Origin of the sequence: Vibrio sp. Isolate23 (assembly GCF_022398095.1) — a bacterium.
Classification (GTDB): domain Bacteria; phylum Pseudomonadota; class Gammaproteobacteria; order Enterobacterales; family Vibrionaceae; genus Vibrio; species Vibrio coralliilyticus_A.
The window spans coordinates 993,975-1,005,899 of the sequence record NZ_JAKEUV010000001.1 but is presented as its reverse complement, the minus strand read 5'-3'; the positions used below and the strand labels follow the sequence as shown (position 1 = coordinate 1,005,899).

At 52.7% G+C, this 11,925-nt stretch carries 8 protein-coding genes; 1 reads left to right on the top strand and 7 read right to left on the bottom strand.

The annotated features are described in order from the left end of the window. Positions 1 to 11: 11 nt before the first annotated feature. Positions 12 to 929: a LysR family transcriptional regulator gene (locus L1D31_RS04510; protein ID WP_239836379.1), complete on the top strand. Its 918-nt coding sequence runs from the start codon at positions 12 to 14 to the stop codon at positions 927 to 929. Between the two features lie 281 nt (positions 930 to 1,210). Here the strand turns inward: L1D31_RS04510 and L1D31_RS04505 are convergent, their stop codons facing one another. The 7 genes from L1D31_RS04505 to L1D31_RS04475 all read right to left on the bottom strand — a co-directional run bounded on the left by L1D31_RS04505 (position 1,211) and on the right by L1D31_RS04475 (position 11,903). Continuing rightward, positions 1,211 to 2,092, bottom strand: a complete 882-nt coding sequence (locus L1D31_RS04505; protein ID WP_239835877.1) for a hypothetical protein — start codon at positions 2,090 to 2,092, stop codon at positions 1,211 to 1,213. 181 nt (positions 2,093 to 2,273) lie between these two features. Further along, positions 2,274 to 2,987 carry a 4'-phosphopantetheinyl transferase superfamily protein gene (locus tag L1D31_RS04500; protein WP_239835876.1) on the bottom strand — a complete coding sequence of 238 codons (714 nt, stop codon included), beginning with the start codon at positions 2,985 to 2,987 and terminating at the stop codon, positions 2,274 to 2,276. A 69-nt stretch (positions 2,988 to 3,056) separates the two neighbouring features. Further along, positions 3,057 to 4,265, bottom strand: a complete 1,209-nt coding sequence (locus tag L1D31_RS04495) for an MFS transporter (RefSeq protein ID WP_239835875.1) — start codon at positions 4,263 to 4,265, stop codon at positions 3,057 to 3,059. 70 nt (positions 4,266 to 4,335) lie between these two features. Further along, positions 4,336 to 6,054: an AMP-binding protein gene (locus L1D31_RS04490; RefSeq protein ID WP_239835874.1), complete on the bottom strand. Its 1,719-nt coding sequence runs from the start codon at positions 6,052 to 6,054 to the stop codon at positions 4,336 to 4,338. Further along, the gene (locus L1D31_RS04485) at positions 6,054 to 8,966 is read right to left on the bottom strand and encodes a beta-ketoacyl synthase N-terminal-like domain-containing protein (protein ID WP_239835873.1); all 2,913 of its coding nucleotides are present in this window, start codon (positions 8,964 to 8,966) and stop codon (positions 6,054 to 6,056) included. Before L1D31_RS04485 ends, L1D31_RS04490 begins: the two co-directional genes overlap by 1 nt. Next, on the bottom strand, positions 8,963 to 9,277 hold the full coding sequence (locus tag L1D31_RS04480; protein WP_008222380.1) for a Dabb family protein: 315 nt from the start codon (positions 9,275 to 9,277) through the stop codon (positions 8,963 to 8,965). The genes L1D31_RS04485 and L1D31_RS04480 overlap by 4 nt, the downstream gene beginning before the upstream one ends. Continuing rightward, positions 9,270 to 11,903, bottom strand: a complete 2,634-nt coding sequence (locus L1D31_RS04475) for a polyketide synthase (RefSeq protein WP_239835872.1) — start codon at positions 11,901 to 11,903, stop codon at positions 9,270 to 9,272. The genes L1D31_RS04480 and L1D31_RS04475 overlap by 8 nt, the downstream gene beginning before the upstream one ends. Positions 11,904 to 11,925 lie beyond the last annotated feature (22 nt).

The following is an 11,925-nucleotide window of genomic DNA, read 5'->3' as shown; positions in this document are numbered from 1 at the left end:
AATCTAATATTATGGGATTAAAAGTGTTAGATAAAATTGACCAACAATGGCTCAACAGCTTTCACTGTGTTTACGAAAACAACAGCTTCAAACGGGCGGCCGAATTTCTCGGGTTGCCCACCTCCAACATCAGCCGCCACATCGCGTTGCTGGAAGAGCGGCTGGACATTCGGCTGTTTGACAGAACCACACGGCGCATCAGTCCAACGGATGCAGGGGAGCACCTTTATGTACGCACCCAACCCCTTTTGAACAAGCTCAATGATGCACTCGAAGAAGTGACCCAGCACTCTCATGAAGTACAAGGACAGCTCAAAGTGCTCATGCCAGACTCGCCCGCCTTGGCCGAAGCCGTTGTGTCATTTTGCCATCAACATCCGTCCATTTCCTTGTGCTGCGACACGAGTATTAACCCCAAAGACGATCCCCTAGATGGTTTTGACATTGTGATCAGCTTTCACCGAGGGAAACTCACAGACTACAACTGGGTGGCGAAAGAGATCGCCCGATGGCCCAGTGTGGTGGTGGCTTCCCCAACTTGGCTTGATCGCCACCCGACGCCCTTCCATATTACCGACTTAAGCCGCGTATCCTGCATCACCAGCTACACGGCGTTAAATGGCAGCCCTTGGGTATTCCAAAATGCCACTGGCGAGCTAATCACACAAAAGGTGCACTCCACGTTTAAGGTCAATAGTGGTCATCTTGCCAAAACAGGCGCTCTGGCCGGACTTGGTGCCGCTCTATTACCAGTTGAAGCCTGCCAACAAGAGTTAGAGGCGGGCACATTGATCCAACTAGACATGGAGTACTCACCGGCGGATTTGGTGCTGTATGCCTTTTACGCGTCTCGAAAGCACTTAGCAAAGAAGATCCCGATGTTTATTCAGCACTTACAAAATCAAGCCACGGGGACTGAGCGTACTTAGGTCGCCCAAACGACAACACATAGAAAAGAGGTCAGCGTGTCATAATGCTTAAAGAGAAAAGTGAGCGGATGTGAACGTGCCAAGGGAGAGGCAGCGATGCTCAAGGTGAGAAAGAGAGGTGATACAGGCAGGCTGGGCCTGCCTAGTGAGTCGGGATAGGGTTGATCCTTTGACCGAGCCTGTCAAAGGATCTGGGATAACCTGACACGTCCGTTGGTGTACGCGTAACAGCGTTGAACCGACGTACGGACAGGACGACGACGGGTGGAGGACACCGGCGCCTAAACGTCAAACACGTGTTCTTCTTGCCGGAAGACACTTTTTCTCACGACCCTGCTCGGCTGACAGCGGATCAGATTGGATTCATCGTACTCCACCATCGTAGCGGGTGAGGCCAACAACGCGTCCGCAATCTCATCTAAGCAGTCGAGCAACTCTTCGCTGAGGTGATCCGATTGATATGGGAAGAGGACGTAGTCGTAAATCGACAATACGAGATTGTTCATCATCGCCAGGTCATTCACAAAGATCCGTGCCACTTCTTCTAAGACCTGCCGTTTCTCTTGCTTGTCATGGATCCCCCGATACATCGAAGAATTCAGTTGGCCTTTTCTCAACTGATGCCACACCCAAGGGATCGGTTGAGACAGTGCCGTGTCTACATCGCAAAAATCCACGTTGACGGCAATCTGGTGATGGTCCAGCACTTCTTGGTTCATCGAGGGATCACCCAATAACCACGCCTGCCTGTCCTCACACCAATATTCAATCAAAATTTGCTCTGGGTAGATGTCTTGGCTGAAGTAGGTACAGTAGGCGTAGCGAAGTCTTGCTGGAATGTTTTTGTACCGCAGCATATCAAGCGCCATGATGGCGATGGTCAAGCAGTGTCCAACAAGCTTATGCTCGAAGGGGATCGGGTGAATAACGGATGTCACCCCCGAACGAGCCAATCGCTGCAGGATGATGTCGGGCTGATTGATATCAATGTCGTGGTATCTGTCGGGGCTTATTCTGTATTTATTGATCCCCTTATAGTGCTCCACGATATTTCGTGCAGCCTGAAAAATGCCGTTCACAGCATTGGGTAAATCGCGATACAGAGCGTCATATTGGGTGGGTGTGCGTTCTGCATAGAACACTTTCATCGTGTCAAAATTCAAAATCATTGCCTTTTTAATTGGTGGGTCAGAGTCATTCCTCTTCGGCGTTTTCTGATAACTTACAGAACTGGCCCCTGACGTCAGGGGCGAGGCACCGCGTTTCTGTCAGCCTCGCCATCTCAGTGAGTCTGTCAGTGGAAAAATGAATGTGGCGTACAATTCCCCATAACGTGCGACCTAGTTACGCGAAAGCGCCGTCAGCAATGACCGTAACCACCGTGTCGGAGAGAAACTGAAACCACCCGTTAAATTGGGTACCTGCGCGATAGGCGTCGCTCCAGTCACAGGTCAGTTCTATCTGAAACTGCGCCGATAGGGCTGAGACCTTTGTCAGTTTGGCAGCGCTAAAATCTTGGAATTGCAACGTCTGGGGATAGAGCGCTTTGTAGAGGGCCTCTTTGGCTGAAAACATCAAGGTGATCAACTGCGACGAGCTAAGATCACACCCACTATGGGTGATGTCATGCCATTCAACGGCTGACACGATGGCCTTCGTGAGCTTAGTGCATTGGTCTGCCGTGAACACTGTTTCTGTGTCGATGCCCACTGCCTGATAGTGATGGCGATGGCAGACCACTGCAACCGCTAGCCCTTGCGTGTGTGAAATCGACCCTCGGTAGCCCGAAGGCCATTGGGGCAACCGATCCTCCCCCATGGGCACCTCATGGGTTTGACACGCAAGAGCCTGGAGTGCACGTTGCGCCGCCAGTCGGCCAGCAAAGTACTCAGCCTGCCTTTTGGTGGTGGCTCGGGACAAAGGCGCGGGACAGTCGATGCCAAAGTCTGAGAACAGTGAGGGTTCGAAGTACTGGCGTTCAAACGCATTGAACCAGAGAACCGCAGACTGAAACCGTGGGGATTTCACCCTTTCACTGGTGATCAGAAATGGAGACATACGTCAAATCCTTACGCCAACGAGTGGCCGCCCCCCTCCTGAGCGATGTAAGGCTCGAGCGGGGGATTGTTATGAAGTGGCTGGCGACAACGCTTGCTGCTTGAGCAATCGTTGCAAGATGAGGGGTTGCAAAATCGATAACGCTAACGCACAGGCGGCCACAAGCTCGAGGTTACGCAACTGATGTTGCTCTTCCACCAAGAGAGAGGAAGAGAGGATGGCGGCTAGGCCGCTAAACACATGTTGGCCGATGCTTTGAAGCGACATAAATGCCCCTCTAACCTTCGGAGCAGGCACGATGGTATTAACGGTCGTCGCGACGATGGTTCGTGTGGCGGTCAGCGCCATGAACAGGGTAAAGATGACCAAAGGTGGTAAGACCGAGACGTGCATAAAGCCGTCAGCAATCACGACAACGATACCGACCGCTAATCCCATCGCGACCACTCGCCCTCCCATGCTATCGAGCATGCGACCCACGACCTGCAGAGCAATCACGCTGGTCACGCCACCGACTAAGTAATACAGACTTAAATCGTCCCGAGCCACACCCACGTTCAGTTGCAGCCACACCGCCAGATTGGGCACCAGCAGGAACGTGCTGAACACGGCCACGCCAAGCGATGCCATCGCCAGTAGCACTTGGCGATGACTCAACAATGCCAAGAGGGACACCTCTTCGGGTGTGGACGCGGTGCTTTGAAGGTGTCCTTTCAGACTGGGCAGCAACACCATCACCACTACAGCCACCATCATCCCTGACGTTCCGACGATGTAAAATGGCGCCGACCAATCATACCAACTGGCCAATTTAAGCCCCAAAGGTATGCCCGCAATGGCAGCAATAGAAAACGCCCCCATCACGATTGCCATGGCTCGGCCACGACGCTCAACGGGCACGCAGTCTGTCACTATTGCCAGGGCGATGGCGACTAAGGGACCCGCAAAAAAACCTGCTAGCATACGGGTCGCCATCAAGCTTTCCATATTCCAGGCATTGGCACACATCAACGTGGCCACTGACAGCCCAATCAACATGACCAACACCACGTGTTTTCGGTCAAACCGATCAATGTACTTCGCCACTAGTAATGAAGAAACGGCCGCCGCTAGGGTGTAACTGCCTCCAAGGTAACCAATATTGGCCGCCGACATATGCAACGCCCGGGCGAAATCCGCCCCAAGGGGCATCACAATCATAAAGTCCACGGCATTAACTAATTGGATCAAGGCCATCAACCAAATGGCTTTTTTCTCGAGCGCGAGAGAATCGTTCATGTATGTCTCCATTTCTCAGACCCATTGGACACTTGAACAAACCCCATGAGTCTAAGAAGATTTCGATAATTTATATGCATTCAAGTTCTGATGTCAGCTTATCAAAAGATGGCCGTTCAAAGATTTCATGCAGCTCTAAGTTGGGATACAGGTCAAGCATATCGAGATGAAAAGAGATGGCTTGCATCGACGTCAGCCCCCGCTCAAAGAAGTTGTCGTCTTTTGACATCCGAGTGATGTCCACATATTGGCCTAGGATTTTCCCCACAGGGTGGGAGGCGATCGCCTCCTCCTTCGACGGAAACGCGGACGGAATGGGTGTTTCATTCATCCGTTGACGACTCATTGCTTCCAGCTGATTCCCGTCGATTTTACCACTCAGCGTATAAGGCAAGGCTTGGAGAGTGTAGAGATGATGAGGGATCAAATAGTAGCTCAACTTGGCTTCCAGATGTGCCCGAATCGTTGCCTCCGTCAACCCTGAACATTCGACCCAACCGATCAGTTTTGTTGAGTCTGAGCGGGCATCGTAGAGGGGGGTGACGGCGGAACCGGACACCCCCTCGATGGTTTCAAGCGCGTCCGTTATTTCGGTAGGCTCCACTCGATGACCATTCACTTTGATAAACCCACCTTCTCGATGCAGAAAGTTGAAGACGCCCTCGTGATCCACATACCCAATATCATTGGTGTCATACACGCGCTGCGTGTGTCCTCCCACGCACACCTCGGTGAACTTGCTTGCCGTCAGAGTTGGGTTGTTAAAGTACCCCAACGCTAGGCCATCACCCGCAATGTAAATCCGTCCCGGCTCGCCGGGCGCGCACTCTTGTCGCTCCTCGTTCAATACCCAGATCTGGGTCTGACGTATGGGTCGACCGATACGAGTGTCTCCCGCCTGGAGAATCACATGCGCAGTTGACCACACGGTGGTTTCTGTGGGCCCATACACGTTGCACAACCAATCGCTTCGCTCAAACAGTGACGTCGACAACTGAGGGGACAGGGCTTCCCCTCCGACCAAGACCTTTTGGAATCGCCATCCTGTCTCGAGATAGCCCAACAAGCCTTTGAACAGCGACGGCGTGGCTTGGTAGACGGTAGGCGACCACCGTTGCACCTGTCTTGCAACCTGTTGCGCTGATTGGATCTCTTGATCTGTCAGCACGATGACGGTCCCACCACAGGATAAAGGCACGGCGTATTCCAAGAAGAAAATATCAAAGGCAATTGACGTCGAGGAGAGCCATGTATGTTCAGGCTGGAATGCCAACAAGGTGCCAAAATACTCGATCAAATTGGCACACCCATCATGGCTGACCATCACGGCTTTGGGATCCCCAGTCGACCCCGACGTGTAAATTCGATAGGCTTCTTGAGTTGCCCGAGCCCTACTCTCCGGTTCAAACGACGCGTCGACCTTCAGTAACTGAGTGATGCTCACCGCTGGTTGACATTGGTTCGTCTTCGCATTGCTGATGTATAAGTAGCGCGCTTGAGCTAGGATATGATCGATTTTCTCGTTGGCGGTCCTCGGATCTACGGGAACATACGGTATTTTCAGATAATGACACGCTAGAATCGTGGCGATCAGGGCGTCATCTCTCTTCAGACATAGGACCACGCCCTCGACATCGTCATCGATTTCAGACTGGATACCCGCGGCAATGTGCTTTGCCTTTTGTTGGAGTTGAGCGTAAGTGATGGACGCCCTCTCAGTAATGAGCGCAAGCTGGGTTGGGCGAGTTTGCGCGATAGCGTCAAATTTATCGATAAATGCAGAGTTCATTACGTTTCCATGTATTGTGTGGGAGAGAGATTGGTCAAGTCACGGTCGATGTTCGACACAAACCTATTCATTAGGCTTGCGACTGTGTCCTTGGAGTGGTGCGCTTGATTGAATGTCATCTCGATGGCGATCCCTGCGTGCTCAGGCACAATATTGACCGTCAAATTGCCATACACAGGTTGGTAACGGGTCGGACATTCATTCAGTGCGAGTCCCTGATAGTTCAGGACATTCCCTCTGTTTTGGTTCTGATACATAAAAAGAATGTCGTACACCCCTTGTCCATTTCGCCCCACTAATGACGAGATGGTTTCTAACGGCACGTGAGCGTGTGGCCCACTGGTTTTTAGGGCCGCGTCGGTTTCATTGAGGATCTTAATGAACTCCCCGGAACCGCAATTGACAACAACGGGAATATTGTTCATTCGACAGTCAATCGCTGCCCTTTCGGAATCAGAGCGGTTGGCCAACGTCATGCCGGTGCACACCACCGGGGTGTCGAGGAACTCTGACAACGTGGTGTTGAACAGCGCATAGAGCACAACAAAAAGGGGCGTTTTATGCCCCCGTGCGAAATGGTGAATCCTTGACACCTGTTGCGATGACAGGCGAGAGACAACCGTCCCGCTGACCAAGGGGGTCGCGTTCAGTGACTGGTGAGGCTCAACCGGCAAGGCCGTCGGTGATACACCTCTCAACCTTTCCTGCCAAAACGCCAGGCTGGCATCACTCAGACTGGGGGCCGTGCGCAAAGGAAGGTAGGCTGAGTCGAGCGGCGCTGACGCGGCTTGCGCCATGGCCAACACCTCCAATAAGTTGTGCAAGCCCATCCCATCAATCGCGATATGGTGGCAATTCAGCACAAGCCATCGCTGCTCACCGCGTCGCAACGTGGTCACTCGACACAGCGGCCCTCTGTCGAGTTCAAACCGTTGCTCGTACACCGCCTGTAACGACACCTCTAGGGCCGCGTCAGCGGGCACCTCCACCGCGTCCGTTTCCACGATCAGACCTCGCCTATCCCCTAACGCCACCCCGTGTTTGGCGATCCTGTATTGGTGACAGAACTGAGGAAGCTGGCTGAGAATGCTCTCCAACCTTTGCGTGAAGGACGCGATCGGAAACGCTTTGGGGATCTCAACAGCCATGGGAACGTTATATTGACTGCCTTCCCCTCGCTGCAGCTTTTCCAACAAGTAGAAACGCTGCTGATAGGGCGACAACACATCATGTGGGTCTTCGATGTCGCTGTTAGGCGTTGGCTGCAAGACAGGCTGAACAGACGTCAACGGAGACTGGGCGATGGCGTTTGCCAGCGCCTCAGGCGTTGAGTGCTCGTAGATGGCGTCGGTGGTGACCTCGATACCCAGCTCGGATTTCAATAAGGCCAACAGCTCAACGGCCGTGACGGAATCGCCATACAGATCAAAATAGTCACTGCCTGGCTCGACCTCTTCCTCCCCGAGCACTTGTCGGTAGAAGGCTAGGATGTGAGGTAATAGCGATGACGCGCTCAGCGATGTGGGTTCTGTACACGGTGTCGACTCTGCGTGGGCATCACTGGTTGAGGGTGCTTGTGTAAAGAAGGAATACACTCGGCACTGCGTTTCTTTGTTCGTCTGGACGTTCTTAGGATGGCGATGGGCTTGGTCGTACCCTTCAATCACAATGTGTGCATTGGTTCCCCCGACGCCCATTGAGCTGACTGCAGCGAGGGCCGGTTTCTTGAGATCCAACGGTACGCTGTCCGCCGTATATAATAGATGCTGTTTTTCTGACTCTCGAAGCAATTCGTTGAGCTGAGAGAGGTTGCCGGTGCCAGGGTAGACGCCGTGCTTGAGCGCCAACACCGACTTGATTAGAGACGCGATACCGGACGCCCAAAACAGATGACCGATGTTCCCTTTGACCGACCCGACAACGACCGGCGACAGCGTGTCATCAAGCTCGTAGCTGTGCATCAAATGGCTAAGCGCTTGCACTTCCATCGGGTCGCCAACTATCGTTCCGGTGGCGTGGCATTCGATGAACTGCAACTGACGAGGATTGATGGCCAGATGACGATAAACTTGAGACAACAACTGTCCCTGGCCACTGACCGAAGGAGCCGCATAACTGGTTTTGTTCGCCCCATCATTGTTGCTGAACGCGTTCGTAATCACGGCATGGATAGGTTCCCCACTTGCTTCAGCGTCGCGAAGCCGGCGCAGAATGACAACCCCGCCGCCATCCGAGGGCACGGTACCATCGGCAGACTGATCAAAAGGTCGACACACCCCCGTCTGAGAATAAATGGATCCGGGTTCGTATTTGTAGCCCGTTTCCAGCGGATAGGAAATGTGCACCCCCCCACAAATCACGGTGTCGCAGCGCTTCGTTTGCAGCATCCAGTAGGCTTCCACAATCGCGGTCAGTGACGAAGAGCAGGCGGCTTGCAGATTGAAACACGGGCCCTGGAAATCGAAGATATGGGCAACACGGGTCGCCATAAAATCGGTCCCCTTATTGAGGTTGAGGAGCAGCGCATTCGGTGCGGCCATCTGCCCTTGTGTCACGCTTTGTTGCAGTTGATCATGATAGGTATGATTGCTGCCTTGGGTCGCAATCACCGCCACCGTTCCCAGCTCACTGAGATCGTGGTATTCACCATCTAGCAGCGCCGAGTCGACCAGTTCGATGAACTTTCTCAACTGCGGATCCATCACCAGCGCTTCCTTCTCAGAAAGCCGATAGCGCTGCGCATCAAACGTTTCGGGATCCGGACACTGCCCCTTTGAGCGAACGTGCCCATCCGGATCGGTATAAGCCTGATAGGAGACCCGGCCTTGGCACAGGTTGTCCCAAAATTCGTGGTAGTTATTGGCTTCTGGAAATAGCCCAGACATGCCGGTCACAGCGATTTTCTCGTTCATCTTTTTTCCTCGACTTCTCCCATGTCAAAAACAATCGCCTCAGAGATCGCAGCGTTCAGGGTGTCCTGAATAAACGCTTGATGATGTTCATTGATCTGATAGGCGTCTCTGTCCTGCTTTGAACGAAATTCCATAACAAACGCGTACTCAAAGCCCGCGTTGTGAGCATTGTCGCTGTCGTTCATTCCGTAGCTGTATTGTTTGATCTCAGGGATTTGTCGCTTGAGCTCCCCCAACTGGCGGAGTAATTCCAGTGCGTCCGTCTGAGAAACGGATGCCTGAAATTTAAACAAAATGATATGTTTATACATGGTGGTCTAAAAACTCCCGAATGAATCCTGACACAACCTGCATGTTCGATTCGGTCATTAATCCCACATGGTCGGTATGGAGGGTTCTCACCCACATGGCGTCGTCCGTTGGCCAGTTATTGTTGGCCTTTTTCAGCGCCTCAAACGCGTTGGCCATCGCGGTATCGTCAATCGGAGCAAGAGGCGACGTCGCAACAACGTTGAGCAGAGGCAAATTGAGCTTGGGATCGTCAAACGACGTCACCATGCGTCTTTCTATGTCAAATAATGCATTGAGATGCTCCCTAGCTCGCACTTCTCCGGACATCGACCGAGAGAAATAGCTCAGATCCATGAAGTATGAAAGGGCCTCGTCGGTGAAAAGCACCGAACTGTTCTGAGAGTACAACACCGAATCCAGCAATAGATTCCCTTTGATCGGGAACTCTTGGATCAACCGTTGTGTGATTTTTCTGGCTAACAGCCCGCCTAAGGACCAACCACCAAGGAAGATGGGCGCCGTGGACCCTTTCACACGCTCAGCAATCTGGCGTGCATAGGTGTCGGCCAGTGCGTCGATAGAGTGTATCTTCTGCTCATGGTAGAGGTTGTATGAGTCGACCCCGAGCACTTGGATATCATGACCAATGTTTGTCGACAGCCCCTGATACATTTCCACGCCAGAAATCGAGGCGTGAACCCATATCAGCGTCGCTCTTGGCTCACCTGCAGGCTCAAAAAGCGGTTTGATCAGAGAAGACTCGCTGTGAGAGTGGTTCAAGCGCTTCAACTCCTTCAATTGCGTACTGAAGACGTCGTATTTTTCCACCCAGTCCATGGTCAAACTGAGATTCATTGCGGCATTGATATCGGTGACCATCGACAGAGCAAGAATCGAGTGCCCTCCCAGATCGACAAAACTGTCTTCCTCGTCAATCGAATCCAACATCAGGTTATCGAACCAAATGTGACGCAACGCGTCTTCGACCATCACCGTGCTATTGGTGGTTTGTTCTTGGTTCGTCTCGCACTCAGGAGGGAGTGATACCGGGGAAGACACTAGTGCAACCACACGTTCGGTCTCGATTTCGCTGGCGCTGAGCGCAATCGCGTGCCCTGAGTACTCTTTCAGACACACCGTCAGGGGATGACCAGTCACCCCTGCGCGCAAAGCGGCGCCAATTTGCTCGTAAAGTTCGTGCAATGATGTCACGGCGAACGTCGTAATGCAGGCTTTCCCTACCGAACGTCTTGCCAAAGTGTATGCCACATCATCTAAGGACACTGAAGCGGCGTGCAACTCGGTGTGAAGCTGGTTTAACAGGTGCGCCAACCGTTTGTCATTGTCCGCGCCAATCATCACAACGACGGTCTGCGGCGCACAGTCCTGAACCAAGGTTCTCGCGGTGTCTGAGCGAATGACCATTGCGCAGTTGGTTCCACCGATCCCCAAAGAGTTCACTAAGCCCGTGACACTTTCTTTTTGACGGCTGTCTCTCGGGATGTAGAAAGGTGTCCCTTCCAGGGATAAATTTGGATTGAGCGAAGAGAAGTTGGCCGCAGGATACACCTTACGGTGCCACACTTGCAGTACCGACTTGAGCAAGCCAGCGTGGCCGGCCGCGACATCGAGATGACCGACATTGGCTTTGACAGACGATAGCGCTGTATGATGAGGAGTCCAACCATGACTCATGAAGGCTTTCTTCAGCGCCGCCACTTCCAATACGTCCCCTATCTTGGTTCCAGAACCGTGCCCTTCAACAAAGTCAATGTTCTGCGCCGTCAGCGCTGACTTCGCCAGTACGTTTTGGATATTGTTTGCGATCCCGCTGGTTGAAGGCGCGGTGTAACTCGATTTTGCTCGCCCATCATTGTTGATGCTGCTGGCGGTCAAGACACCATATATGGTGTCTTTGTCGGTGTGCGCTTTGTGAAGAGCTTTGAGCACAAACACCACGCAGCCGAACCCAGGCACCATGCCATCGGCCGTGTTCGAATACGAGGCCAACACACCACTTTCTGAGAGGTTCATGCCCGGTTGATACTGGTACCCAGAATGAAGAGGGTAAGGTAGACACGCACCGCCTGCCAAGGCCATATCACAATCCCCTGTCGCGATCCCCTGCATCGCCATGTGAACCGACAGTAAACCGCTTGAACAGGCCGACTGCACTCCGATGGCTGGCCCTTTTAGGTCAAACAAGTAAGCACACCGTAACGATTGCTGTTCTTTGTTCGACCCAATTTCGATTTCGAAAGGATCGTACTTATCGAGAGCCAATTCGCTGTCAGAAAGAAAAGAGGGGTAATCGCTATCGGATGAAGACGAGTAGACACCGACATTGCGTTTACCGTGTGTCGGGTTGTAGCCAGCATGTTCCAACGCACGCCATGCACACTGAATGAACATCCGTTGCTGTGGTTCAATAATGTAACTGTCGCGCAATGACAGCCCGAACAAGTCGTAGTCAAACTGCTCCGCGCCCTGCACATAACCTGCTCGGCTAACCCACTCTTGTGGAAGGTGCTCAGCCGCCCGCGGGTCGGTCAAGGCGTCCTGCCCGGATTCCAACAGCGCGTCTAGCTCTTCTATGTGACTTGCGCCAGGCAAGAGAAAAGAGAAGCCAGTGATCGCAATATCCATTTTATATTACCTGTTATCATAG